This is a genomic window from Janthinobacterium sp. GL_088, assembly GCF_057837845.1.
In genome coordinates, this window is record NZ_CM174453.1 from 2,260,754 (window position 1) to 2,286,046 (window position 25,293).

26 protein-coding genes are annotated in these 25,293 nt (G+C 63.7%); 17 read left to right on the forward strand and 9 right to left on the reverse strand.

All coding sequences use genetic code 11. The features are described 5' to 3' along the window. The first annotated feature begins 33 nt into the window (after positions 1-33). The 12 genes from AC3IQ7_RS10395 to AC3IQ7_RS10450 all read left to right on the forward strand — a co-directional run bounded on the left by AC3IQ7_RS10395 (position 34) and on the right by AC3IQ7_RS10450 (position 13,977). Entirely contained in the window at positions 34-798 is a 765-nt protein-coding gene (locus AC3IQ7_RS10395) for an RNA methyltransferase (protein WP_489209394.1), read from the forward strand. Further along, the gene (locus AC3IQ7_RS10400; protein ID WP_489209396.1) at positions 795-1,697 is read left to right on the forward strand and encodes a LysR substrate-binding domain-containing protein; all 903 of its coding nucleotides are present in this window, start codon (positions 795-797) and stop codon (positions 1,695-1,697) included. The genes AC3IQ7_RS10395 and AC3IQ7_RS10400 overlap by 4 nt, the downstream gene beginning before the upstream one ends. 103 nt (positions 1,698-1,800) lie before the next feature. Continuing rightward, positions 1,801-3,006 carry an MFS transporter gene (locus tag AC3IQ7_RS10405; RefSeq protein ID WP_489209398.1) on the forward strand — a complete coding sequence of 402 codons (1,206 nt, stop codon included), beginning with the start codon at positions 1,801-1,803 and terminating at the stop codon, positions 3,004-3,006. A gap of 77 nt (positions 3,007-3,083) precedes the next feature. Further along, on the forward strand, positions 3,084-3,605 hold the full coding sequence (locus AC3IQ7_RS10410) for a hypothetical protein (RefSeq protein WP_489209400.1): 522 nt from the start codon (positions 3,084-3,086) through the stop codon (positions 3,603-3,605). 7 nt (positions 3,606-3,612) lie between these two features. Continuing rightward, positions 3,613-5,253, forward strand: a complete 1,641-nt coding sequence (locus AC3IQ7_RS10415) for a GMC family oxidoreductase N-terminal domain-containing protein (protein WP_489209402.1) — start codon at positions 3,613-3,615, stop codon at positions 5,251-5,253. After that, complete coding sequence (locus AC3IQ7_RS10420; RefSeq protein WP_489209404.1) at positions 5,250-6,206, forward strand: esterase/lipase family protein; 957 nt, start codon at positions 5,250-5,252, stop codon at positions 6,204-6,206. Before AC3IQ7_RS10415 ends, AC3IQ7_RS10420 begins: the two co-directional genes overlap by 4 nt. Positions 6,207-6,508: 302 nt before the next feature. Further along, entirely contained in the window at positions 6,509-10,147 is a 3,639-nt protein-coding gene (locus AC3IQ7_RS10425; protein WP_322428029.1) for an EAL domain-containing protein, read from the forward strand. 136 nt (positions 10,148-10,283) lie between these two features. Further along, a complete protein-coding gene (locus AC3IQ7_RS10430) occupies positions 10,284-10,889 on the forward strand; it encodes a phasin family protein (protein ID WP_489209406.1) in 606 nt (201 codons plus the stop codon). A 138-nt stretch (positions 10,890-11,027) separates the two neighbouring features. After that, positions 11,028-11,699, forward strand: coding sequence for a TetR/AcrR family transcriptional regulator (locus tag AC3IQ7_RS10435; RefSeq protein WP_034758777.1), 672 nt, complete (start codon positions 11,028-11,030; stop codon positions 11,697-11,699). A 41-nt stretch (positions 11,700-11,740) separates the two neighbouring features. Continuing rightward, positions 11,741-12,514: a tetratricopeptide repeat protein gene (locus AC3IQ7_RS10440; protein WP_099380573.1), complete on the forward strand. Its 774-nt coding sequence runs from the start codon at positions 11,741-11,743 to the stop codon at positions 12,512-12,514. Positions 12,515-12,525: 11 nt separating this feature from the next. Next, positions 12,526-13,071 (forward strand): LOG family protein, encoded by a 546-nt coding sequence (locus AC3IQ7_RS10445; protein ID WP_199534519.1) that lies wholly within the window; start codon positions 12,526-12,528, stop codon positions 13,069-13,071. A 303-nt stretch (positions 13,072-13,374) separates the two neighbouring features. Further along, positions 13,375-13,977, forward strand: a complete 603-nt coding sequence (locus AC3IQ7_RS10450) for a PEP-CTERM sorting domain-containing protein (protein ID WP_416208760.1) — start codon at positions 13,375-13,377, stop codon at positions 13,975-13,977. Positions 13,978-14,088: 111 nt separating this feature from the next. Here the strand turns inward: AC3IQ7_RS10450 and AC3IQ7_RS10455 are convergent, their stop codons facing one another. The 3 genes from AC3IQ7_RS10455 to AC3IQ7_RS10465 all read right to left on the reverse strand — a co-directional run bounded on the left by AC3IQ7_RS10455 (position 14,089) and on the right by AC3IQ7_RS10465 (position 15,704). Then, positions 14,089-14,601: a YgjP-like metallopeptidase domain-containing protein gene (locus AC3IQ7_RS10455; RefSeq protein WP_034758768.1), complete on the reverse strand. Its 513-nt coding sequence runs from the start codon at positions 14,599-14,601 to the stop codon at positions 14,089-14,091. Positions 14,602-14,759: 158 nt separating this feature from the next. Further along, positions 14,760-15,143 carry a KGG domain-containing protein gene (locus AC3IQ7_RS10460; protein WP_099380570.1) on the reverse strand — a complete coding sequence of 128 codons (384 nt, stop codon included), beginning with the start codon at positions 15,141-15,143 and terminating at the stop codon, positions 14,760-14,762. Between the two features lie 48 nt (positions 15,144-15,191). Beyond that, positions 15,192-15,704, reverse strand: coding sequence for a phasin family protein (locus tag AC3IQ7_RS10465; protein WP_099380569.1), 513 nt, complete (start codon positions 15,702-15,704; stop codon positions 15,192-15,194). A 345-nt stretch (positions 15,705-16,049) separates the two neighbouring features. Between AC3IQ7_RS10465 and purU the strand changes: the two genes are divergently transcribed. Beyond that, positions 16,050-16,931 carry a formyltetrahydrofolate deformylase gene (gene purU, locus AC3IQ7_RS10470; RefSeq protein ID WP_099380568.1) on the forward strand — a complete coding sequence of 294 codons (882 nt, stop codon included), beginning with the start codon at positions 16,050-16,052 and terminating at the stop codon, positions 16,929-16,931. A 39-nt stretch (positions 16,932-16,970) separates the two neighbouring features. After that, positions 16,971-17,513 (forward strand): YaeQ family protein, encoded by a 543-nt coding sequence (locus AC3IQ7_RS10475; RefSeq protein WP_034786185.1) that lies wholly within the window; start codon positions 16,971-16,973, stop codon positions 17,511-17,513. Positions 17,514-17,573: 60 nt separating this feature from the next. On the opposite strand, the gene AC3IQ7_RS10480 is transcribed toward AC3IQ7_RS10475, so the two are convergent. Continuing rightward, a complete protein-coding gene (locus AC3IQ7_RS10480) occupies positions 17,574-18,359 on the reverse strand; it encodes a head GIN domain-containing protein (protein WP_489209410.1) in 786 nt (261 codons plus the stop codon). A gap of 188 nt (positions 18,360-18,547) precedes the next feature. Here AC3IQ7_RS10480 and AC3IQ7_RS10485 point away from each other — a divergent pair, with 188 nt between their 5' ends. Further along, a complete protein-coding gene (locus AC3IQ7_RS10485) occupies positions 18,548-19,183 on the forward strand; it encodes a class I SAM-dependent rRNA methyltransferase (RefSeq protein WP_034758744.1) in 636 nt (211 codons plus the stop codon). A gap of 52 nt (positions 19,184-19,235) precedes the next feature. Here the strand turns inward: AC3IQ7_RS10485 and AC3IQ7_RS10490 are convergent, their stop codons facing one another. Next, complete coding sequence (locus AC3IQ7_RS10490) at positions 19,236-20,510, reverse strand: c-type cytochrome (protein WP_489209413.1); 1,275 nt, start codon at positions 20,508-20,510, stop codon at positions 19,236-19,238. Beyond that, positions 20,507-21,232, reverse strand: coding sequence for a c-type cytochrome (locus tag AC3IQ7_RS10495; protein WP_489209415.1), 726 nt, complete (start codon positions 21,230-21,232; stop codon positions 20,507-20,509). The genes AC3IQ7_RS10490 and AC3IQ7_RS10495 overlap by 4 nt, the downstream gene beginning before the upstream one ends. A gap of 153 nt (positions 21,233-21,385) precedes the next feature. Here AC3IQ7_RS10495 and AC3IQ7_RS10500 point away from each other — a divergent pair, with 153 nt between their 5' ends. Further along, on the forward strand, positions 21,386-22,798 hold the full coding sequence (locus tag AC3IQ7_RS10500) for an aminotransferase-like domain-containing protein (protein WP_099380564.1): 1,413 nt from the start codon (positions 21,386-21,388) through the stop codon (positions 22,796-22,798). Positions 22,799-22,897: 99 nt separating this feature from the next. Further along, positions 22,898-23,245, forward strand: coding sequence for a DUF4870 domain-containing protein (locus AC3IQ7_RS10505; protein WP_034786172.1), 348 nt, complete (start codon positions 22,898-22,900; stop codon positions 23,243-23,245). Between the two features lie 21 nt (positions 23,246-23,266). Here the strand turns inward: AC3IQ7_RS10505 and AC3IQ7_RS10510 are convergent, their stop codons facing one another. From AC3IQ7_RS10510 to AC3IQ7_RS10520, 3 genes are read right to left on the reverse strand one after another with little or no spacing between them, the layout of a single operon-like run. Continuing rightward, the gene (locus AC3IQ7_RS10510) at positions 23,267-23,692 is read right to left on the reverse strand and encodes an SMI1/KNR4 family protein (RefSeq protein WP_489209418.1); all 426 of its coding nucleotides are present in this window, start codon (positions 23,690-23,692) and stop codon (positions 23,267-23,269) included. A 21-nt stretch (positions 23,693-23,713) separates the two neighbouring features. Beyond that, positions 23,714-24,373: a 3'-5' exonuclease gene (locus AC3IQ7_RS10515; protein WP_099380562.1), complete on the reverse strand. Its 660-nt coding sequence runs from the start codon at positions 24,371-24,373 to the stop codon at positions 23,714-23,716. Between the two features lie 9 nt (positions 24,374-24,382). Continuing rightward, positions 24,383-24,892 (reverse strand): ProQ/FINO family protein, encoded by a 510-nt coding sequence (locus AC3IQ7_RS10520; RefSeq protein WP_034786166.1) that lies wholly within the window; start codon positions 24,890-24,892, stop codon positions 24,383-24,385. Between the last annotated feature and the right edge of the window lie 401 nt (positions 24,893-25,293).

Sequence of the window (25,293 nt, forward strand, 5' to 3'; positions counted from 1 at the left end):
CTGTATCGATACCGCGCAATAGCGCTATTTTAAATGAATCTGCCCGAAATCAACACGTCTCTTTTCAAACGCCTGCGATTTATTCTTGTCGAAACTAGTCGTCCTGGCAACATTGGCGGCGTCGCGCGCGCCATGAAAACGATGGGTTTTTCCGATCTGGTGCTGGTCAACCCGCGCTTTCCCGACGCCTTGACGGATGCGGAAGCGGTGGCCTTCGCCAGCGGCGCGCAGGATATTTTGTCGGGCGCGCGCATCGTCGGTTCGATTGCCGAGGCGCTCGAAGGCTGCAATTACGCGGCCGCCGTGTCGGCCAGATTGCGCGAATTCTCGCCGCCCGTCACGGCCCCGCGCACCATCGCGGCCCAGCTGGCGGCCAGCGAAGAGCTGCACGCGGCCGTCATCTTCGGCAACGAGCGCTTTGGCTTGCCCAACGAGATCGTCGAGCAGTGCAATGTGCTAATCAACATTCCTGCCAATGCCGAATATTCCTCGCTGAACCTGTCGCAGGCGGCGCAAGTGGTGGCCTATGAATGCCGCGTGGCGGCCCTCGGCGATGGACAAGTCGCCAGCCCAGTCGGTTTCCATGGCGACGCGGCCAGTCTGGCGCAGGTGGACGGCATGTATGCGCACCTGGAACAGGCCCTGGTGGCCATCGATTTTCTCGACGCCGACAATCCGAAAAAACTGATGCCGCGCCTGAAACGCCTGTTCTCGCGCACGGGGCTGGAAACGGAAGAAGTCAATATCCTGCGCGGCATCGCCCGGCATATCCTGGCGGTCGCCAAAAAAGGCCCATGATAGAGACCCGGCTGCTGCGCCAGTTCATCGCCGTCGCCGAGGAACTCAATTTCCGGCGCGCGGCCGAACGGCTGCACATGGCGCAGCCGCCGTTGTCGCAGGCGATATTGCGGCTGGAAGAGGCGCTGGGCTACCCTGTATTCGAGCGCACCAACCGCAAGGTTGCCTTGACGCCCGCCGGCAGCACGTTTCTTGCCACGGCGCGCCAGGTGCTGGCCAGCCTGGAAGAGGGCGTGGCCGCCGCACGCCGCGTGGCGCAAGGCATCGAGGGGCATCTGCGCCTGAGTTTCATCCACATCACGCCGTATGCCCGCGTATTGAATGCCTTGCGCGCCTTCCGCGCCGCATCGCCCGCCGTGCAATTCACCTTGCGCGAAGCGTCGACGCAGCAGCAGGTCGAGTGGCTGGAAAAGAACGAGGTCGATATCGCCCTGCTGCGCGCGCCAGGCCGCAGCACGCCGGGCTTGCGCTTCGAGCGCCTGTCCGGCGAAGACATCGTCGTGGCGCTGCCCTTGAACCACCGCTGCGCGGGGCTGACGCGGGTGGACCTGGCGGAGCTGGCCGGTGACGATTTCGTCGCTTCGCCGCGCGAACTGGGCCAGGGTTTCCACGACCAGCTGGCCAGCCTGTGCCTGCACGCGGGCTTCGTGCCGCACGTGGCGCAGCAGGCGCGCCGTTTGCAAACGGTGCTGGGACTGGTGGCGGCCGGCTTCGGCGTCGCGCTGCTGCCGGCCAGCCTGGCCGCGTCCAGGCCTGCCGGCGTTGTCATGCTGCCGCTGGCAAGCAGCGCGCCCGAGGCGCTGCGCCAGCTTGACCTGTACATGGCGTGGGATCCGCAACGCACGTCGCCCGTGCGCGAGCGGCTGCTGGCGCAGCTGCGGCTCTTTTCCGCCCATTGAGACTTGAATTGAGACGTTAAGCGTCTCGTTTCAAGATAAATAAGATATTTTACAGATGATGGCCCAGGGGCCAGCATGGCGTTTTTGATTGTCAGGAACTGCCATGTCCACCATGTCCTCGCGCACAGTGCTGCCGTCCGCCACGCTGCCATTCTCCATTTATCTGCTCTCCCTGTGCAGCTTTGCCTTCGGCTTGTGCGAATTCATCGCCGCCGGCCTGCTGTCTCCCATGGCGCGCGACCTGCACGCCAGCGTGGCGGCGGCCGGCGGCGCCATCGCCGCGTATGCGCTGGGGGCGGCCATCGGCGCGCCCATCCTGACGGCCCTGCTGGCGCGCCTGCCCACGCGCCAGGTGCTGGTGGCCACCATGCTCGTGCTGGCGGCCGGCAGCGTGGCCACGGCGGCCGCGCCGGCGCTGGGCGCGCTGCTCGGTGTGCGCTTTGCCGTGGGCCTCGCGCATGGCGTGTTCATGGCCGTCGCGTCGCATGCGGCCACCAGCCTGGTCGACCCGTCGCGCGCAGGAAGGGCGTTGTCCATCGTCTGGCTGGGCCTGACCCTGGCGCTGGCGGGCGGCGTGCCGCTGGGGACGTGGCTGGGAGCCGTCTCGTCGTGGCGCTGGGTATTTGCGGCCATCGGCGTGCTGGCCCTGTGCGGCGGCGCCGGTTTGTACTGTGCCATGCCGGCCGCGCGCCAGCAGGCCGCTGCCGTATCGGCGCTGGCCAGCCTGCGCGCCATCCTGCAACCGCCCCTGCTGCTGGCGGCCGGCGTGGCGGCGCTGGTCAGCGTGGCCACCTTCAGCTTTTTCACGTATGTGTCGCCCTTCCTGCTGCAGCTGGGCGGACTCGATGCGGGCTGGCTCAGTGCCGCCATGCTGTGCTTTGGCGCGTGCGCCATCGGCGGCAACCTGCTGGGCGGCTGGTGCGCGGATCGTCCCCACGCGCTGCGCTCCAGCGTGCTGGCCCTGGCCGCGCTGGCGCTCAATCTGCTGGGGTTTTATGCGCTGCGCGCCCATCCCCTGGCCATGCTGGTCCTGTGCGGCACTTTGGGCTTGCTGTTCTTCGCCCTCGTGACCCTGTCGACCATGCGGCTGCTACGCCTGGCGCAGCAGCATTGCCCGGGCAGCGACGCCGTGGCGGCGGGCCTGAATATCGCCGCCTTCAATGCGGGCACGGCCTTTGGCGGCGCGCTGGGTGGGATGCTGATCGTCGCCTTTGGCTTGCCCAGCATCGCCATCGGCGGCGCGCTGGCGGCGTTGTTGGCCATGCTGCTGCTGTGGTTTCAGTCGCAAAAACTAGACTCTCCGCTCTAGTTTTTGCGTTCAAACGCCCACTGCCTTTGGCGTACACTGGCCTGCAAAAGGCCGTACAAAACAAGGGGATAGGGGATATGCAACGCAGATCGTTTCTGAAACTGGGCTTGCTCGGCGCCGGGGTGCTGGCTGCCGGCGGCGCCGCATACCGGCTGGTGCGGGGGCCGGCGCCGCCGGGCCGCTTCATGCTCGATGGCGCAGCACGCGCGGCGCTGGCGGCCATCGTGCCTGCCATGCTGGGCAGCGCGCTGCCGCAGGAAACCCCCGCGCGGGCCGCGGCGCTCGATGGCGCCATCGCCGGCGTGGACACGGCCATCCGCGGCTTGCCGCTGGCGGCGCAGCAGGAAGTGCAGGACTTGTTTGGCTTGCTGGCGCTGGCGCCCGCGCGGCGCTTCGTCGCCGGCGTAAAAGATGGCTGGCGCGAAGCGGACCCCGCCCAGGTGGCCGCCTTTCTGCAGTCATGGCGCACGCACCGCCTGGCCACACTGCAGACGGCCTATCTGGCCCTGCACGACCTGATCCTCGGCGCCTGGTATGCCGATGCCGCCCACTGGGCCGCCATCGGCTATCCGGGACCGCTGCCCGAACTGAGCGCATAAGGCATCCATGAGCACATCTCCCATTCCTGACCCCATCGCCGTCGGCGTGGCCGCCGGCTGGAACGTCACCGACGCCAGCACCCTGGACACCGACCGCACCCTGGAGGCCGACGTGGTCGTCATCGGCAGCGGCGCCGGCGGCGGCGTGACGGCGGAAATCCTCGCGCTGGCCGGCCTCAAGGTGCTGATCGTCGAGGAGGGCGGCTTGAAGTCGTCGAAAGATTTCAAGATGCGCGAAGCGGACGCCTATCCTGCGCTGTACCAGGAATCGGCTGCCCGCAAGACGCGCGACAAGGCCATCAATATTCTGCAGGGGCGCACCGTCGGCGGTTCGACCACTGTCAACTGGACGTCGAGTTTCCGCACGCCGCCCGGCACGCTGGAATACTGGCGCAAGCATTTCGGCTTGTCCGGCTATTCCGTCGACGCCATGGCGCCATGGTTCGCCATGATGGAAAAGCGCCTGCACGTGAGCGACTGGGCCGCGCCGCCGAATGAAAACAACGACTTGTTGCGCCGTGGCGCCAGTGCGCTGGGCATCCCCACGGCCGCCATCCGGCGCAACGTGAACGGTTGCTGGAATCTCGGCTACTGTGGCATGGGTTGCCCGACCAACGCCAAGCAGTCGATGCTGGTAACGACGATTCCCGCCGCGCTGGCGCTGGGCGCGGGCTTGCTCGTGCATGCGCGCGCCGAGCGTTTCACTTTCAAGGGCGAGCGCATCGACAGCCTGCAGGTGACGGCGCTCGACGCCGCCGGGCAAGTTCCCACGGGCGTGCGCCTGACGCTGCGCGCCAAACACTTTGTGCTGGCCGGCGGCGCGATCAACTCGCCCGCGCTGTTGCTGCGCTCGCAGGCGCCCGACCCGCACGGCTTGCTGGGGCGGCGCACCTTTTTGCATCCGACGGTGATTTCGGCGGGCCTCTTCCAGCAGCGCGTCGAGGCCTATGCGGGCGCGCCGCAGACGATTTATTCCGACCATTTCCTGCACACGGCGCCCATCGATGGCCCGATCGGCTACAAGCTCGAAGCGCCGCCTTTGCACCCGCTGCTGATGGCCACCACCATGGGCGGCTTCGGCGATGAACATGCGCGCACCATGCGTGAGTTCCCCCATGCGCACGCCTTGCTGGCCCTGCTGCGCGACGGCTTTCACCATGAAGCGGTGGGTGGCAGCGTGTCGATCGACAGCTTCGGCGCGCCCGTGCTCGACTATCCGCTCACGCCCTTCATCTGGGATGGCGTGCGGCGCGCGCTGCTGTCGATGGCGGAAATCCAGTTCGCCGCCGGCGCCAAGAGCGTGTATCCCGTGCATGAAATGGCCAGCCATTACACGAGCTGGGCGCAGGCGAAGCAAGCCATCGGCGCCTTGCCGATGAAGGCCTTGCTGGCGCGCGTGGTGTCGGCCCATGTGATGGGCGGCTGCGCCATGTCCGACGATGCGCGCCTGGGCGTGACGGGGGCGGATGGCCGTTACCACGGCGTGCGCAACCTGTCCGTCCACGACGGTTCGCTGTTTCCCACCTCGATAGGCGCCAATCCGCAACTGACCTTGTATGCGCTGGCCGCGCGCCTGGCCAGCGGGTTGGCGCGGGAGTTGACGGGCAAGCCGGCACCCGTTCCCATGTCTGCTGCGACGACGGCATGATCGCGCGCATCCTCAAGTGGCTGATGCTGCTGCAAGTGCTGGCCGTGCTGGGGGTGGCGTACCTGGCCATGCAGGCCTGGGGCATCGCCTCGCCGGTGCTGGCCATGCTGCTGGCGGGCGCCATGCTGCTGGCCGTGCGCGCGCTGGTCGTGGCGCGCAATTTCTGGGACAGCCGGCGCGCCGGCAGCCCCGTGCCAGCGGAACATCAGTTGGACGCCATGGGCGCCGCGCGCCTGTTCCTGGGCGAGTTGCGCGCCACCCTGTGGACGTCGTCTTGGGGCATGCTGCGTCCGCGCCTGCATGCGGCCGACATCATCACTGGCCAGGGTCTGCCCGTGCTGCTGATCCACGGCTATGTGTGCAACCGCGGCTACTGGACAAAGCTGAGCCGGCAGCTGGCGCGGGCCGGCATCGCGCACGAGGGCGTCGACCTGGAACCGATCGGAGCCGACATCGAGGACTTCGTGCCGCAGGTCGAGCAAGCCATCGCGGCGCTGTGCGCCCGCACGGGCAGCGACCGCGTGATTCTTGTCGCCCACAGCATGGGCGGCCTGGTGGCGCGCGCCTGGCTGCGCCGCCATGGTGCGCAGCGTGTTGCCCGCATCGTCACCATCGGCACGCCGCACCACGGCACGGCGCTGGCCAACCTGGCGGCGGGCGCCAATGCGCGCCAGATGAGCCGCGTCGATGGCGCGCCGAGCGGCTGGCTGGCGCAGCTGGCCGCCAGCGAGACGCCAGAGACGCGTGCCCTGATCACGTCGATGTATTCGCATCACGATAATATCGTCGCGCCGCAGTCGTCCGCGCAACTGCCCGGTGCGCGCAATCTCGCCTTCGGCGGCATCGGCCACGTGGCGCTGGCCAGCGACGCGCGCGTGCTGCGCCAGCTGCTGGCAGAAATCACTATCAAGAACGAAGTCGCCCGTCCCCCTTCCGCCCCCCATTTCGCCTGAGTCCTGTTGTGTTTTATCTGCATGGCAAGACTGTCTCTTTTGACTCTGCTGTTGCCCGTATTTAACAGCGCCAGGGGTAGAAAATGCTGTTTTCCACTGGCGTACTGTATTAAGCTAACGTCAGAAGACAGCCGGCGGAAATTTGCTCCTGGGGCCGCTTGTGCCGTTCCGCAGGCATCCTGCGGACAGATATTTTTCTGGATGTATGGCAAGATGTTGTAGGATTGTTATGTAGATCGCGCAAACGGAAAGTTGAACGCAGGCAGAAAATGAGTCCATGCAGTTTTTATTGGGGGCGCTAATTGTCCGCACGTATCCTGATTATCGAAGATAACGCCACCAATATGGAATTGATGGTGTATTTGCTGCGTGCCTTCGGGTACACGCCGCTGGCCGCCTATGACGGCGAAGAGGGCGTGCGCATGGCGCGCAGCGAATTGCCGGACTTGATCATTTGCGACGTGCATTTGCCCAAGCTCGATGGCTACGGCGTGGTGGCGGAGCTGAAGAAGGACCCGCAGCTGCGCAAGATCCCGGCCCTGGCCGTGACGGCGCTGGCCATGGTGGGCGACCGCGAGCGCCTGCTCGAAGCGGGCTTCAATGGCTACATCGGCAAGCCGATCGAACCCGACCTGTTCGTCGCGGAGCTGGAGTCTTTTTTACCCGGGGCGCCGTCGACGCCAGTTAAAAACGACATAGCCACCATCCTGATCGTCGATGATCATGTGCTGAACCGCGAGTTCCTGACCGCGCTGCTGGGCTACGGCGGCCACCGCCTGCTGGAGGCGGCGAATGGCGCCGACGCGCTGGAATTGCTGCGCACCGAGCGGCCGGACCTGATCATTTCCGACATCCTTATGCCGAACATGGACGGCTACGAATTTGTCACGCGCGTGCATGCCGATCCCGCGCTGACCGACGTGCCCATCATCTTTTATACGGCTACCTACCGCGAGCAGGAAGCGATCCTGCTGGCGCAGGCGTGCGGCGTGCGCTGGGTGCTGCCCAAGCCATCCGACCCCGAGGTCATCGTGCGCACCGTCAACGAGGCGCTGGGGCTGATGCCGGCGGCGCCACAGGTGCCGGCTGCGCCGGGCGCTGGCGGTGCTGCGGCGCCTCCCGCCACGGGCAAGCTGGCCGGCATCGAGCACCAGGTCAGCGGCTACCTCGATGAACTCGAATCGAGCAGCCAGCAGATTTCGCAGCTGGCCAGCCAGCGCGAGGGCCAGGCCGCCATCCCCGAAGACCTGGGCGTCATGACGGAGCGCCTGTCGCGTTCGCTGTCCAGCCTGCAGGCGGTCAGCCTGCGCCTGACGGCCCTGATCGAGCTGGGCATCGAGCTGGGCGCCGAACGCGATCCGCGCGCCCTGATCGAGGCGGGCTGCAAGGTGGCGCAGAATATCTGCGTCTCCAAGTACGCCTGCATTGGCGTGCTGGAAGAGGGCGCCGAAAAGCTCAGCTATTTTTCCTCGTGCGGCGCCGAGAAAAACCTCGAGCGCATCGCCAGCGCGCCGCGCACGGGTATTTTGAACCGCTTGCTGGAACAGCGCCAGCCCTACCGGGTCAATGGCTTGAAGGGCGACCCCGGCGCGCTGGGCTTGCCCGACACGCATCCGCCCGTGCATTCCTTCCTGGGCGTGGCCATCGCCTCGCGCGAGCGCAGCCACGGCTGGCTGTACCTGGTCGACAAGCTGGGGGCGAATGAGTTTTCCGAAGTCGATGAGCGGGTCGCCGCCACGGTGGCGGCGCAGATCGCCGTCGCCTACGACAACCTGCTGCTGTACGACGAAATCAAGCGCCATCACGAGCAGCTGACCCTGGACATGGCGGCGCGCATCCGCCTCGATGAAGACTTGCGCCGCTTCCGCCTGGCGATGGACGCCACGGCCGACGCGATTTTTCTCGTCGACCGCGCCGGCATGTGCTTCGTCGACGTCAACCAGACGGCGTGCCGCATGCTTGGTTTCGAGCGCGAGGATTTCCTGCGCGTGGGGCCGGGCCACGCGCACGAGGGAGAATCGCAGCTGGAAGAGCTGTACAACAAGCTGCTGGCGGGCGACCAGGGCGGGCCGATGACGGAATTGCAGCTGCAGCGCAAGGACGGTTCGCCGCTGTCGGTGGAAGTGCAGCGGCGCACCCTGCGCTCGGGGCAGAGCTGGATCCTGGTAGCCGTGGCGCGCGACATCACCGAGCGCAAGGATGCGGAGCAGCGCCTGATGAAACTGGCCCATTTCGACACCTTGACCGGCTTGCCGAACCGCAGCCAGTTCTATGCCTCGCTGACCCATTCGCTGACGCAGGCGGCCGAGCACCAGTGGGCCGTGGCCGTGTTGTTCATGGATATCGACCGCTTCAAGAATATCAACGATACGCTGGGCCACACCATCGGCGATGACCTGCTGCGCCAGTTTTCCAGCCGCCTCGTCGACTGCCTGCGCGTGCGCGACACCATCGGCCGCTTTGGCGGCGATGAATTTGCCACCATCCTGGTGCTGCCCGACGGCGCCCAGCATGCCGTGGGCGTGGTCGACAAGATCCGCGAAGCGATGCGCAAGCCCTTCGACTTGCAGGGGCATGAAGTGACGGTGACGGTCAGCATCGGCATTTCCGTGTACCCCGACGACGGCGTCGATGCGGACACCCTGATTCAATATGCCGACACGGCCATGTACCGCGCCAAGGAAGCGGGCCGCGACGCCTTCCGCTTCTTCACGGCGGAAATGAATGCGCAGTCGATGGCGCGGCTGGACATGGAAAATGCCCTGCGGCGCGCCATCGACAACGAAGAATTCGTGCTGTTCTTCCAGCCCAAGGTGAATATCATTTCGGGGCGCATCAGCGGCGCCGAGGCGCTGATACGCTGGCGCCGCCCCGGTCACGGCATGGTTTCGCCGGCCCTGTTCATCCCCCTGCTGGAAGAAACGGGTCTGATCGTGCGCGTGGGTAACTGGGTACTCGACGAGGCGTGCAAGAAGATCAGCGAGTGGGGCGCCAGCAGCATCGGGCCCGTGCACCTGTCGGTGAACGTGTCGGGCATCCAGTTTTTCGTTGGCGGCCTGGAAGAGGAAGTGCTCAAGGCGATCCGCAAGTACGATATCGCGCCGGAACTGCTGGAGCTGGAGCTGACGGAAAGCTCGCTCATGTCGAATGCCGAGGAAACCATCGCCGTATTGCGCAATCTCAAGGCGCTGGGCATCCAGATTTCCATCGACGATTTCGGCACCGGCTATTCCAGCCTGGCCTACCTGAAGCGCTTCCCCATCGACAAGCTGAAGATCGACATCGCCTTCGTGCGCGAAGTCACCAGCAATCCGGACGACGCGGCCATCGTGCTGGCCATCATCAGCATGGCGCACAGCATGAAGCTGGAAGTGATCGCCGAAGGCGTGGAAAACGATGCGCAGCTGGCCTATTTGCGACGCCACGGCTGCGACGAGATGCAGGGTTATTATTTCAGCCGCCCCGTGCCGCACGAGGAATTCGAGCAGATGCTGATGGGTGGCAAACTGCTGCAGGCGCCGCAGGATGCCGCTGGCGAAGAGCAGCAAACTTTGCTGATCGTCGATGACGATGTTTTCATGCTCGACGTGCTCAGTGACTTCCTGGCGCAGGATGGCTACCGCATCCTGACGGCGCAGACGGCCGCCGAGGGTTTCGATATCCTGGCGCGCCACAAGGTGCAGGTGATCCTGTGCGACCAGTGCATGCCGCTCATGAGCGGCACCGAATTCATGGAGCGGGTCAAGCACCTGTGCCCCGACACCTTCCGCATCATGTTGTCGGCCTTTGCCGACCTGACGCCCATCATGGCGGCCATCAACCGTGGCGCCGTCGACCGCTTCTACACCAAGCCGTGGAAAGGCGCCGTGCTGCGCGAGAATATCCGCGAAGGCTTCCGCCTGCACAAGCTGCTGCATGGCCAGGTGAAGGCAGCGGCCTAGGCGCTTGCCGCCGCGTGCGCTGGCGCACGTTGAGTAGCAGCTTTCCATCGAATTAGACTCCCGTCTCTAGTTTTGCTCACTAGAATAAAAAGTATCCATGAAGTGGCATGGCCTTTTCAATTGACGGGAGCTGGCGATGGTGAAGAAACTGAAGGAACTGGCGGAAGACAAGGAATTGGCGAACGCCGTGCGCTCGTCCGCGCAGCAGATCTGGCAAGCGGGCCTGGGCGCCTTTGCCAAAGCGCAGGAAGAGGGCGGGCGCGTGTTTTCCAAGCTGGTGAAGGAAGGCACGGAATTCCAGAAGCGGGCCGAAGACAAGGTGGCCGATGTCAGCGACAGCGTCAGCAAACTGGCCGATGGCGTGGGCAAGCAGGCCAGCGGCTCCTGGGACAAGCTGGAACAGGTGTTCGAAGAGCGCGTCGCGCGCGCCCTGGCCACCATCGGCGTGCCCACGCAACAGGACCTCGCCGCGCTGCACGTGCAGATCGACGCCTTGAGCCGGCAAGTGGCGGCGCTGTCGGCCAAGGCCGCGCCGGCACCCAGGCCGAAGGCTGCGGCCAGGCCCGCCGTGAAGGCGGCGCCGAAATCCGTACCGAAAACAGCACCAAAAGCCGCGCCGAAAGCGGCCGTCGCCAAGGCTCCGGCCAAGCCGGCGGCCAGGACCGCACCGCGCGCCGCAGCCAAGCCGGCGAGCAAGCCGGCGGCGAGGCCGGCGGCGAAGAAAAAAGCGCCGGCCGCCTGAGCTGGCGCCGCATCCCTCCAGCCTGCGCGAGCAGGCTTTTTCTTGCCCGTGCTTTTCGCCGGCGGCTAAGGGCGGAGTGTTTCATTACAGCTATCTTAGGTGGTATGCTTGAGGCAGAACACAGAGAGATTGCCCGCCATGCTACAAAAAGCACCACGCCGTACCCGCGAACGCATCCTGGAGTTGTCGCTGCGCCTGTTCAATGAGTTTGGTGAGCCGAATATCACGACGACCGTGATCGCGGAAGAGATGAACATTTCGCCCGGCAACCTGTACTACCACTTCCGTAACAAGGACGATATCGTCAATTCGATCTTCGTCCAGTTCGAGGCGGAAATCGAGCGCATCCTGACCGTGCCCGACGGGCGCCGCTCGAATATCGAGGATGTCTGGCTGTATTTGCACCTGATGTTCGAACTGATCTGGCGCTACCGCTTTTTCTATCGCGACCTCAACGATTTGCTGTCGCGCAACCGCAAGCTGGAATTGCACTTCAAGCTGATCCTGGCGCACAAGATCAAGGTCGCCACGCAGCTGTGCGAAGACTTGCGCAGCGAACAATCGCTGGAAGCATCGGACATGGAAGTGGCCGCGATGGCGACGAATATGGTGGTCGTTGCCACCTACTGGCTGTCGTACGAGTATGTGCGCAACCCGCGCAAGTACAGCGAGCAGCAATCGATGTCCGATGCGCTGGCGCGCGGCTGCTACCAGGTGCTGTCCCTGATCGGGCCGTATTTGCGCAATGAAACGCATTTGCTGTTTCGCAAACTGTCGGAAGAGTATGTGACCAAACTCAAGAACGACTGACGCGGCTGCTGGCGCCACGTCGTCATTTACAGGAGAGATATATGGCTTGGAAACAATTTCCTTATCCGGACGAAGCATATGTCTACACGCCGCAGACCCTGGAAGCGGCCTGGGCGCGCCTGCATGCGGGCGACGTGGAGCCGTTTCCCACCCACCCTGCGCTGGTGCAAGCCTGGCTGGCCTTCCATGCGGGCGACTTCGAGCGCGCCGTGAAGCTGGGTCTGGCCGTCGGCGTGCCCGGCTATGCGGTGGCGCACAAGGCGACTTGCATCTATGCCACACACCTGGAAGTGGACGACAGCCGGAAACTCGACATGTACGAGGAAGTGGCCGAGCGCTGCGAGCGCCAGCAGAGCGAGCAGCCGGACAATCCGGCCGGCTACTACTGGCATGCCTATAGCCTGGGCCGCTACGCGCTGGGCACGTCCGTCGTCAAGGCCCTGGCGCAGGGCATGGGCGCGCGCGTGCGCAATAGCCTGGACCGCACGATGACGGTGGCGCCCATGCATGCGGAAGCGCATATCGCGTTTGGGATTTATCATACGGAAATTATCGACAAGGTCGGCGCCATGATAGGCGGCTTGACCTATGGCGCCAACAAAGAAGATGGCTATCAGCATTTCAAGACGGCGCTGGCCCTGACGCCGTATTCGGCGCTGGCCCACAGCGAATATGCGCGCGCCTTGAACATGCTCGATGGAAAGAAAAAGCTGGCGGAAGCGCTGGCCCTGTATGAAAAGGCGGCCGAGTGCGAGGCACTGGACGCCAAGGAGCGCCTCGAGGTCGAGGCGGCGATCGATGAATTGAAAGGGTAGGGATTACTGTGATCAAGGCTTTATGTGTGTATTGCGGCGCCAACGCGGGCGTCTCGCCGGACTATGCCGTAGCGGCGCGCGAACTGGCGCGCGTGCTGGTGGCGGAAAATATTTCGCTCGTGTATGGCGGCGGCAAGGTGGGCCTGATGGGTGTGATCGCCGATGAAGTGCTGCGCCTGGGCGGCGAGGTGACGGGCGTGATTCCTACCCAGCTGGTCGAGCGCGAAGTGGGCCACACGGGCTTGACGCGCCAGTTCATCGTGAAGGACATGCATGAGCGCAAGGCGATGATGGCCAGCCTGTCCGACGCCTTCATCGCCATGCCTGGCGGCTATGGCACCCTGGAAGAGCTGTTCGAGATGCTCACGTGGGCCCAGCTGGGCTTGCACGCCAAGCCCATCGGCTTGCTCAATGTCGACCGTTTTTATGACGGTTTGATCGCTTTCGTGCAAAACGGCAAGGAACAGGGCTTCATCCGCCCGCAGCACGCGGCGTTTCTGAATGCCGACGCCGATCCGGCGACCCTGGTACAGCGACTGAAGGATTGTGTGCCGTAAATTTTCTTTGTGGAATCTCATCCAGAACCATGCATTGTGAAGTGCATGGTTTTTTTATTTCTGCACGGGAAAATTGATCAAGCTCAACAAACTAATTAATATAAATATGGCCAGAATATTTCTCTAATAGCATGTTTTTTTGAAAATCAAGATGCTTTTTATGCATGAATGTGTTCTACTGCACTTGTTCAAAAGACAGGCATGTCGGACACCCAGCGAGGCGCCTCCCATTTCCCGCTACGACGCCTAGGTATTGCAAGTTGCCACAACCTCGCTACTTCATCATCTTGAAAGGATGCTATTGTGAAACCAATGACTCTCTTGCGCGCGACCGCTGTCGCCGCCATTCTCGCCGCTGGCGGCGCCCACGCACAAACCACCACCATCGGCTTCGATGCGCTGGAACATCCCGGCATCCTCGGTTCCGTCTTCAACTCCTACTCCGAAAGCGGCTACGATTTCGACAGCAGCTTCCTGGGCCTGTTGAGCTCCGCACATCAAAGCAACTTTGCCTATGCAGGCTCGGCCGGCCTTGGCGCCACCTTGCTGACGACGACAACCTTGAGCCGTACCGATGGTGCTGCTTTCTCGCTGAGCTCGATCAGTCTGGCTGACTTCGTGAGCCTGCCTGGCCCCTACGACGTGACCTTCGTCGGCCACCAGGTGGGCGGCGGCACGGTGACGCAGACCTTCAGCCTCGATGGCAGCCATAACTTCAGCGATTACACGTTCACGGGCTTCAACAACCTGCTGTCGGCATCGTGGAAGGAAGGCGCCTTGCACACCTTCCAGGTCGACAATATCGCCGCCAGCGTGAGCGCCGTGCCGGAGCCTGCCACCTACGGCATGATGCTGGGCGGACTGGGCCTGCTGGCCTTCCTGCGCCGCCGCAAGAACGCCGCCTGAATCTGAACTTGCTGCCGGCCCCGCCGGCGCATACGAAACAATGCCGCCCAGTGGATACCCCGGGCGGCATTGTTTCGTGGACGTCAGGATCGGGACGTTATGGCCAGGACTTCATGACCACAGGCGCTGGCCGGACAGGTCGAGTTGGGTCAGGTACAGGCGCACGTCGAATTCGTACTGGTGGTATTGCGGTTCCATATACGTGCACAGCTTGTAGAACGCCTTGTCATGCTGTTTTTCTTTCACATGCGCCAGTTCGTGCACGGCGATCATGCGCAGGAATTCCAGCGGCACTTCCTTGAACATGGTGGCCACGCGGATTTCATGCTTGGCCTTGAGCTTGCCACCCTGCACGCGCGAGATCGAGGTATGCAAGCCCAGCGCATGCTGGATCACATGGATCTTGCTGTCGAACGCCACCTTGTTGATGGGTTCGGCATTGCGCAGGAATTCATTCTTCAAGTCCTGCACATACTGGTACAAAGCCTTGTCGTTGCGTACATCGTGCGCGTTCGGATAGCGTTTCAACAGGACGTCGCCCAGCTTGTCTTGCGCGATCAGTTGCTGTACTTGCGCTTGCGTTTGTTCGGAATAGGCGCTCAGGTATTTCAGGGATGGCTGCATGCGGGGAAGGGCGGGACGGGGCGCGGAGGTGTCGGTAAGGCGAGAATGTACCATACCGCCGCGCCCCGCGCTGCGCCAGCCCTGGCACGGGGCGGTTAGGGCTGGTCGTGCCTGTCTACGTCAAGCTGCGCGCTGCCGGGGTAACCCGCTCAGCCTGGTCAGCCCTTGTCGTCTTCGTCCTTGCCGCCTTGCCGGCCAGTGCTGTCGCTGCGCGCCGCCGTGCTGCTGCGGTTTTCATTGGCGCGCTGGGCCGATTGCCGGCTTTCGCCGCCCTTGCGGCCGATTTCCGCCATGTGTTCGCGGTTGCGGCTGACGGCTTCGCCCCCTTTCTGCCCGGCCCGGCGTGCCTCTTCCGAGTCGAATTCATGCGCCGTGCCCTTTTGATGGGCTGCCTGGCCGCCCTTGCTGGCGATCTCGCGTTGCTGTTCTTCATTCATGGCGGCGAAACCGCGCTTGCCCGTGCCTTTGCCGCTGCCCGCTTCGCCGGCTTTCTGGCTGCTGCCAGCGCCTTTGCCCTGTTCATTACCTTGATTGCTAGCCATGTCGCTCTCCTTGCTGTCGAGTGGGGGTCAAGTGGTACATTCCAGTGCTCAATGCGCCTGGTCCGATTGCCTGCCGGTATCGCGGCTGTGGCCGGCGCCATTGCGGTGGCCCGTGGCGTGCATTTTTTCGATCATTTCACGCTGGCGCTGCGTGGCTTTTTCCGTTTCCTCGGCCGTCTTGCGCACCACTTCGTCGGCGAAGGCCACGGCCGTGCGGCTCGTTTCGGGCAGGTGGTTCTCTGCCGTGCGGTTCATCTCGACATTGGCGTTGGCGACGAGGTTGCCGAGTTGCTGCTGGTATTGCTGCAGCTTGTTGCTGCTCGGCTGCAACTGGGCCGCGGCCAGCGACATGAACTCGCCAGTGTCGCGCGCGCACAGCAGTTGCTGGCTGGCGCTGCTCCACTCTTGCAGCAAGTCTTGCGCCAGCCGCAGATGCAGCTCGCTCAGGTGCTGCACCGTATCGAACATCTTGCGCGATAGTTCCGTGGCGAAATTGCACTGGGCCTCCAGATGGGACTTCAGGGCGGGGCTGAAACTGGGGGAAATACTGTTTGTGAACATGTTCTACCTCAATGAAAAACGGATCCAGGAAACATCCGGTGCACCGGATGCGACGTATGCTGAAACAAGCAAAGGGATAGACGCCGGATGGCGTGCCAGGTTCCACGCCAGATACCCGTTTGGCGTGAGAATGGGGCCTGGCAGGTGGAAAAATGCGATGACTTTGTGCCAGATCAAATGAACGTCAATCGGCTTGCCGCCGCTGGCAGCCATGCTGCTTGTGTGGAAAATGCAGGTTTACAGGCCCGGCCGTGCGACAATAGCCGGCTCGCGGCAGCGCAGCCGATGGCCGGCGCGCGTGGCTGAGCCGAGCATAGCCCACCTTTTTTGCCTTATTCCGCGACCATGACGCATCCCGAATACATCCTGACCCTGTCCTGCCTGGACCAGCGCGGCATCGTGCACCGCGTGTCCGGCTTCCTGGCCGAACGCGGCTGCAACATCCTCGATTCCGCCCAGTTCGGCGACCAGGAATCCCAGCTGTTCTTCATGCGCGTGCATTTCGCGCTGGAAGACGGCGCCGTCAGCGACACCCAGTTGCGCAGCGACTTCGCCGACCTGTCGCAAGCCATGCAGTTGAATGGCCCCTTCCACGGTCAGTTGCACGATGCGCGCGTGAAGCCGCGCGTGATGCTGATGGTGTCGAAGATCGGCCATTGCCTGAACGATTTGCTGTTCCGCTACAAGAGCGGCTTGCTGAACGTGGAAATTCCCGCCATCGTGTCGAACCACATGGAGTTCTACCAGCTGGCGGCCAGCTACAATATTCCCTTCCACCACCTGCCGCTGGCGGCCGGCGCGCCGGAAGCGGCCAAGCTGGCGCAGGAAGCGAAGATCATCGACTTGATGGACACGCACAAGATCGACCTGGTGGTGCTGGCGCGCTACATGCAGATCCTGTCGCCCGGCCTGTGCCAGGCGCTCGATGGCCGCGCCATCAATATCCACCATTCCTTCCTGCCCAGCTTCAAGGGCGCCAAGCCGTATGCGCAGGCGCATCACCGCGGGGTAAAGCTGATCGGCGCGACGGCCCATTTCGTCACGGGCGACCTCGATGAAGGCCCGATCATCGAGCAGGACGTCGAGCGCGTCGACCATGCGATGGATGCGGAAACTCTGACGGCCATCGGCCGCGACGTCGAGTGCGTGGTGCTGGCGCGCGCCGTGAAATGGTTCGTCGAGCACCGCATCCTGAAAAATGGCGACAAGACCGTGGTTTTCCGCTGATACCGACTTCACTATTCACTTTACCGAGACAGAAACACGATGGCCCTCAAAGCAACAATTTTCAAAGCCGATCTGCAGATCGCCGACATGGACCGTAATTACTACCAGGATCACGCGCTGACCCTGGCGCGCCACCCGTCTGAAACGGACGAGCGCATGATGGTGCGCCTGCTGGCGTTCGCCATCCACGCCGACGAGGCGCTGACGTTTACCAAGGGTCTGTTCGATACGGAAGAGCCGGACCTGTGGCAGAAAGACTTGACGGGCGCCATCCAGCTGTGGATCGAAGTGGGCCAGCCCGACGAAAAGCGCATCCTGAAAGCGTGCGGCCGTTCGGAACAGGTCATCGTCTACAGCTATGGCGCAACCAGCCACATCTGGTGGAAGCAGATCGCGAACAAATTGGAACGGGCGAAGAACTTGACCGTGATCAACTTGCCCTCCGAGGCGGCGCAAGACATGAGCAAGCTGGCGCAGCGCAGCATGCAGCTGCAATGCACGATCCAGGATGGACAGATCTGGCTGACGGACAGCGTCAACACGGTCCTGATCGACCGCGAACCGGTGAAGCCGGCCCGCTGATTTGACAGTTTGAAATGCAAAAAAGCCCGGATCGCTCCGGGCTTTTGTTATTGCGAATGATTAATTCGGCGTTGCGCCCAGGCGGCGGATGCTGCTGGAGCGCTGCATGCTGCGGCTGATGCGCGGGTCGCCGTAGTAGCTCACTTCGCCCGAGCCGCCGATGCTGATGGTCAAGTCGTCCTTGGCCCACACTTGCGCCTCGCCCGAGCCGCCGATGCTCACCTGCACTTCGCGCGCGGCCAGGCGGCCCGCCTGGATATTGCCCGAGCCGCCGATGGAGGCCGTCAGTTGCTCCGTCTTGCCGCTGGCCTTGAAGTTGCCGCTGCCGCCGATGGCGATGGAGACCTGGCGGCTGTCGAGGTCGCGCGCGTTGATGGAGCCGGAGCCGCCCACGTCGAAGCGCAGATTCTCGGCGCGCAAGCCCGTTGCCGTGATGTTGCCCGAGCCGCCCACGCTGATGCGCTCGACCTGGCGCGCCTGGATGACGATGGTCAGGCTGCTCTGGCGGAAGTTGGCGTTGCGCTTGGCGGGGCGGATGCGCAAGGTGCCGTTTTCCACGGCCGTCTCGATCAGCGGCAGGATATTGTCGTCGGCTTCGATGGTGACGCTGTCCGTGTTGCCGATACGCAGCTCGACCGTGCCCGGCACGTTCAGCGCCACGGCATGGAAATTTCCCACTTCGCGCGTCTGCTTTTGCAGCTTGCCGCTGCCCTGGATACTATTGCCGGAAATCCAGTCGAGCGGCGAAGCCAGCGCCGGCGCGGCCGGGATGGCCAGCGCGCAGGCGGCCAGCAGCAGGGCGGTGGCGGCGCGGGCATGGCGTGGGTGGAAAAGTGTCGGTGTCATTCTTGCTCCCTGTTTGGAATTGGTATACATGCATGGTATGCCAGCCGGCCGCGCCTGCGTACCGCGCTGCGACAGACTGCGCCAGCGGTGGCATGGAATGCAGGAGGATGCGACAGGATGGCATGAGGTATCATGCCGGTATTGGACATACGACGACCGGTACGCGCCGGTCACACTACTGGAATTACATGCTGATCATCACCATCAAACAGGGCAAGGAAAAGAGCTTGCTGGGCCAATCGTGGATTTACGCGTCCGCGATTGAAAAAGTCGAAGGCAAGCCGCAGGAAAAAATGAAGCCTGGCTCGACGGCCATCGTGCAAAGCTCGTCCAAGCAATTCATCGCCCGCGCCGCCTACAATTCAAAGTCGCAGATCCGCGCGCGCATCTGGAGCTTCAAGGAAGACGAACCGGTCGACCACGCGCTGATCAAGCGCCGGGTCAAGGCCGCCATCGAGAAAAAACTGCCGGCCATCAAGAAGGCGGGCGAAAACCAGCTGTTGACCCTGATCAAGGGCGAAGACGAAGGCTTGCCGGGCCTGGTGGTGCAGCTGTTCGGCGGCGTGCAAGGCTACCTGATCTGCGAATTCAACGCCGGCGGCGTCGACGCGTGGAAAGTGGCCATCGTGCAATCGCTGATGGCGTCCACGGGTTGCGCCAACGTGTACGAGCGCTGCGACGACCTGATGCGCAAGGGCGAAGGCTTGCCCCTGATCGATGGCGCCCTGGCCGGCGAGGAACCGCCCGATGAAGTCATGCTGACGGACAACGGCGTGCGTTATGCGCTGGATTTGAAGACAGGACACAAGAGCAAGTTCCGCTGAGGACTGCTGTTGAAGATGAAAAAACCGGCGCTGGCCGGTTTTTTCATGCCTGTTACTCCAAGGGCACGCTGCGGTATTTGTTGACTTCCAGGGCCGACACGGCCGGCGCATCATTGCCCCACGACGCGCGCAGATACGTGACCACGGCCGCCACTTCCGCGTCATCCATGACGGGGCCGAACGGCGGCATGCCGTAGGGGCGGGGGTTGCCGCGGGTGCCGGGCGCGAAGCCGCCGTTGAGCACGAGTCGGATGGCGTTCACGGCCGACTCCGTTGTCAGCGCGCGGTTGCCGGCCAGCGGCGGGTAGCCGGGCGGCACTCCCTTGCCATCATCGCGGTGGCAGCTCGCGCATTGCGCCTCATACAGTTTCGCGCCCAGCGCCAGTTGCTGTCTGGCTTGCTCCGACGTGTCGCGCGGCGAGCGTTGTGCGGGCTGCGCGGGACCGGGCAGGCTTTTCAGGTAGACGGCCATCGCCTGCACGTCGGCGTTGCTCATGTGCTGCAAGCTTTGCCGCACGACTTCCGCCATGGGGCCGAAGACGGTGGCGCGCGGCGACACGCCCGTTTGCAGCAATTCCACGATATGCGCCGTGTCCCAGTCGCCCAGGCCCGCTTCCGCATCCGACGTCAGCGAGGGCGCGTACCAGCCCAGCACGGGAATCAGGCCGCCCGACAGGCCGTCGTCGCTGCCGCCCAGGGTGGTGCGGCTGCTATGGCAGGCGCTGCAGTGGCCCAGGCCCTGCACCAGGTAGGCGCCGCGGTTCCATTCCATGCTTTTGCCCGTCAGCGGCTGGTACACGCCCGGCTTGAAGTACAGGGTGCGCCAGGCGGCCAGCGCGACCTGCTGGTTGTAGGGGAAGCGCAGCGCGTGCGGCGCGTTCGCCTGTTTGTGCGGCGGCACGCTCTGGAAATACGCGTACAGGGCGTCGCTGTCTTCGCGCTGCACCTTGGTGTAGCTGGTGTACGGAAAGGCCGGATACAGCAGCCGGCCATCCTTCGACTTGCCGTTGTGGATGGCGCGCCAGAAATCGTCGGCCGTCCAGCTGCCGATGCCCGTTTCCTTGTCGGCCGTGATGTTGGGCGAGAGCACCTTGCCGAACGGCGTCTGCAGGGCGCGGCCACCCGCATACGCCACGCCGCCGCGCGTCGTGTGGCACGCCATGCAGTCGCCCGCCTTGGCCAGGTAGGCGCCGCGCGCGACCAGCTGTTCCTGGCTCAGGGTGCTGGCCACGGCAGGCGGGCCCAGGTCGTCGCTCGGGTACAGCAGGAATTTGGCGCTGCCGCCGGCGATCAGTACCAGGCCGGCCGCGATCATCCACTTTTTCATGGCGCCACCTGCGCACTGGAGCCCGGCACGCCACCGCAATGCAGCGGCAAGGGCAGGGCGATGCTGCTGGCGGGGCGCGCGTCGGCGCTGGCCACCTGCGTGCCCAGCCAGGCCGAGACGGCGCCCACGTCCGCGTCCGACAGGCGCTGCGCCACTTGCGCCATGCAGTCGGGAGCGTGGGCGCGGCGGATGCCGTTTTTCCAGGCGCCCAGCTGGGCGTTGATATAGTCGCGCGGCAAGCCCAGCAAGCCGGGGATGGCGGGCGCCACGCCGGCCAGCTGCTGGCCGTGGCAGCCGATACAGGCGGGGATTTTTTTGCCGGCATCGCCGTGCAGCACCAATTGTTTACCCCGCGTCAGGGCCGTCGTGCCGGCGCTGCTGGGCTGTGCCGGCGGCGGAGCCGGGTGCTGTGCCGCAAAATAGTCTGCAATTTCGCGCAGGTAATCGTCAGGCAAGTGTTCCACCATATAGTTCATCAGCGGATACTGGCGCCGTCCCTCGCGAAAGTTCAGCAGCTGGTTGTACAGGTAGCCTGAAGGTTTGCCGGCGATGCGGGGAAAGAAGGCGTCGTGCTTTTCCTGCTGCGCATGACAGGCCGTGCACGCCTTGATGCGCTGCTCCAGGCTGTCGTGGCTGGCGGAGATGGTGGCGGGCGCGGCCAGCGCCATGCAGGGCAAGGCGGCCAGGGCCAGCAGCAGCACGAGGGGGGAATGCGGTAGCATGGGAAGTCGCATGGGAAAAATCACCTGTCTCGTCGGTGGGAATGGCGTGCCGGTGTTGTTGCCCGGATATTGTTACCCTAGCATATACCGGGTGCTGTCACTGTGACAGGATCAGTTGTGCAATAAAACTACGGATCAGTTTGAGGAGCAGGGTTGAAACGATATGAGGAATTGGCGGAAGAAGTGGCCGCCATGATCAGCACGCAGCTGTTGTTGCCTGGTGATAAGTTGCCCTCCGTGCGCCAGCAGCATGCGCGCAGGGGCGTGAGCCCGTCGACGGTGTTCCAGGCCTACTATTTGCTCGAAGCGCGCGGCATGATCGTCTCGCGGCCCCGCTCCGGCTATTACGTGGCGCCGCAGCGCGCCGCGCTGGCCCCCGAGCCGGACAGTTCGCGCCCGCTCGACGCCAGCACCACGGTCGATGTCAGCGACCTCGTGTTCGAAGTGCTGGGCGCCGTGGGCGCGCGCGATATCGTGCCTTTCGGCTCGGCGTTTCCCAGTCCGCACCTGTTCCCGATGGAAAAGCTGGCGCGGGCCGTGTCGGCCAGCATGCGCCGGCTCGACCCCTGGAGCACCGTCACGGATTTATCGCTGGGCAATGCGGAGCTGCGCCGCCAGATCGCCTTGCGCTACCAGCTCGACGGCGTGCTCGTTTCCAGCGATGACATCGTCATCACGAATGGCGCGCTGGAAGCGCTGAACCTGTGCCTGCAAGCCGTCACGCGGCCCGGCGACACGGTGCTGATCGAGTCGCCCAGCTTCTATGCGTGTCTGCAGGCGCTGGAACGGCTGGAACTCAAGGCAGTCGAGATCGCTACCAGCCCCCGCGATGGCGTCGACCTGGCCGCGCTGGAAGAGCTGTTGCAGCGCCACCAGCCCAAGGCGTGCTGGCTGATGACGAATTTCCAGAATCCCCTGGGCAGCCTGATGTCGCCGGAAAAGAAGCGCGCACTGGTCGAGCTGCTGGCGCGCCATGGCGTGCCGCTGATCGAGGATGACGTGTATGGCGAGTTGTATTTTGGCAAGCAGCGCCCCGGCCTGACGAAAAGCCACGACAGCGCGGGTCTCGTCATGCATTGCAGTTCGTTTTCCAAGACCCTGGCGCCCGGCTTTCGCCTGGGCTGGGCCGTGGCGGGCCGCTACGCGCGCCAGGTCGAGCGCCTGAAGCTGACGACCAGCCTGTCGGCGCCGATACCGCTGCAGATGGCGCTGGCCGATTACCTGGCGCAGGGCGGCTATGACCGCCATTTGCGCCAGCTGCGGTTGACCCTGGCGGCGCAGCAAAATACCATGCTGCAAGCCATTGCCGTACATTTTCCGCCAGGCACGCGGGTCACGCGGCCGCAGGGCGGTTATTTCGTCTGGGTGGAGATGCCTGCCGGTATCGATGCGCTGGCCTTGCACCGCAGCGCGCTGGCGGCCGGCATCAGCATCGCGCCCGGCCCCATCTTTTCCGCCACGCGCGCGTTTCGCCACTGCATCCGTCTCAATTACGGCCACCCGTGGAGTCCGCAGCTGGAAGAGGCCATCGCCACCCTGGGGCGGCTGGCGCTGGCGGCGGTGTAGCGGCGAACAAAAAAAGTCCCTTGCGTCAGCAAGTGTTTCATTCCAAAAGGAAATATTGCTGTTATATTGGTGTATCTATAACTAATGATGGGAATGATAATGGATAACACGCAGCCGGAAGTGGGTCGTACGCAAGATACGACGATCGCCATTCTGTCCCACGTTGGCGGCCTGTTCACCAGCTGGGTGGCGCCGCTGATCATTTATTTGATCAAGAAAGATGACGCGGATAAATTCTCGGCAGAGAACGCTCGCGAAGCGCTGAATTTCCAGATCACCCTGATCATCTGGTATTTCGCCTGCTTCATCCTGTCGTTCGTGCTGATCGGCCTGTTCCTGTTCTGGATCGTGGCATTGGCCAATCTGGTGTGCTCGATCGTCGCGGCGGTCAAGGCCAGCAATGGCGTCACTTACCGCTATCCCCTGACCTTGCGTCTCGTCAAATAAGGCTGGGCCGGCCGCAGGGTGTCAGCCCGGGCGGCCGGGCAGTGTCAGGAACGACGCAAAGTCGGGCGCCACCGTGGCGGTGGCGCCTGTTTCGTGCGACCACAGCACGACCACGGGCTCGCCCGATGGCCCCGTTTGCGCATAGTCAAAACAGTAGTAATCGCCCGTGCCGAACTGGGCGAAGGGCAGCAGGGCACTGGCCGCGTTGCCGCCGTCCACATTCTCCAGCCATTCCTGCCAGCTCGTGCGGTAATGGCGTGCTATCGATTCCCACGTCTTGCGCGCATTGGCCGCGTCGTACACGGGAAACACGCTCAAGGCACCCAGCGCGCGGCCATTGTTCGCCAATAACCATTGCACGTAGGACGCCGGCAACTGGCGTCCCAGCGCCTGTTCGGCGGCGGCGATCGCGTCAGGCGTGGTGCCGATGGACTTGCTCTTGCTCATGTTGCAGGAAGGCGCGCCGGCTCAGGCGGAGACAGGCGGCGGGGCGGTCGGCGTCGCCGGCGGCGTGCTGGCGCGCGGGGCTTTTTGCGGCGCCACCTTACCGCCGTCGGCGATCCAGCGGCGGTACACGCGCAGGGCCACTTGCGCATCGTCGGCTGCGTACAGAATCTGCTTTTCCGTCAGGCGCGAGGTAGCCCAGTTGGTGGTGGAAATCTTTTTCGATTTCTGCAAGTGCAGGCCGAAGAACTTGGCCACGGCCGTCTTTGCGCCCAGGTCATTGCGCTGGCCGCCGCGCAGGGCGACGGACAGGTCGAGCACCTGGGCCGGCGCGATGCCCAGCTTGTTGCGCAGGCGCTTGACGTCGTCGGACAGGCCAAAACCCACTTTCAGGGTGGTGGTCGATTCGAGGATGGCTTTGAGTTCGGCCAGGGCCGGGGCCGGCGTGCTGCCCACCTGGAACAGGTAGGCGATGTCGTCGGTGGCCAGCTGGATCAGATGCGGTCCCGTGGAGGACTCGCCCTTGACGAACGTCGGCTTCGATTCCGTATCGAAGCCGATGGCGTCCGCTGCCAGCAGGGCGGCCATGGCCGCCTGTGCATCATCGCTGGTGCGTACCAGCTTGACGTGGTCGAGTGCAATGCCTTGATACGGGGGCAGTGGCGGTGCGGCAGCTGTGTCCATGAAACCGGATCAGCCTTTGCGCGAGAATTTCGCGGTCAGCTGATTCAGTTTTTCCAGGCGCAAACGGCTCGCTTCTTCGGCGGCAGCAGCGTCGCGTTCGGCTTTCTTGCGCTCGGCTTCTTTCTTGAAGCGCTGTTGCAATACTTGCGTGGCGTGGTCGCGGTGGGTTTGCGTCACTTCCGCGCCGGCGGTGCCGTCGAGGTCGTAGCGTACCTTGGCTTTTTCCATCACGCGCAGGTAGCGCAGCGAACCCGTGTGGATGCCCAGCGCCGTGCGCATCAGCTTGCGGTCCAGGTCCGGCAGGCGCGCCAGGATCTGCTTGTCGATACCGATCGACAAGGGCAGGCAATCGCGGAATGGCGGGAATTGCTCCTGGAACTGCTTCAGCAGGGCGCGCGCGGTCAGGCCGGCAGGCGCCGGCGTGGTCGCTGCGGCCGGTGCCGCCGCTGGGGCTGCATCGACTGGCGTGTCAGGAGTGGTGGCTTGCTGGTCTGGCGTGGAGCTGGTCATCGACATCATTGGTTGGGCTATAAAAGGGGAGCATAGCACGCGCCACAGGCAAGTGCATTGTCTTTTTTGGCAACTTGCGCTGCGATCTGCCTGCGCGTGGCTGGCCGTACCAAGCGCGAAATGCGGGAAATGTGTATAATGTCGGCTTGCGCTGATGACTGGACCCCGTATTTGATGGTCTGGCTCAGGTGTGCAGGGGATAGGAGCAGTGCGGTGCAGGCCCCCAATTATTAGTATTTTTGATATCAGATATTTTGTTTATCAATTATCCAGATAACTGGCCGTCGTGCATAATCTTGCTCTCCGCTGTGTCTTCACTGAACAACAATAGATTCAAGCCCGTTCTGGTACGGGCTTTTTTTCATTCCGCAATGTACATCGCTTATTTATCTGACCCGGCTTCGGCCCCG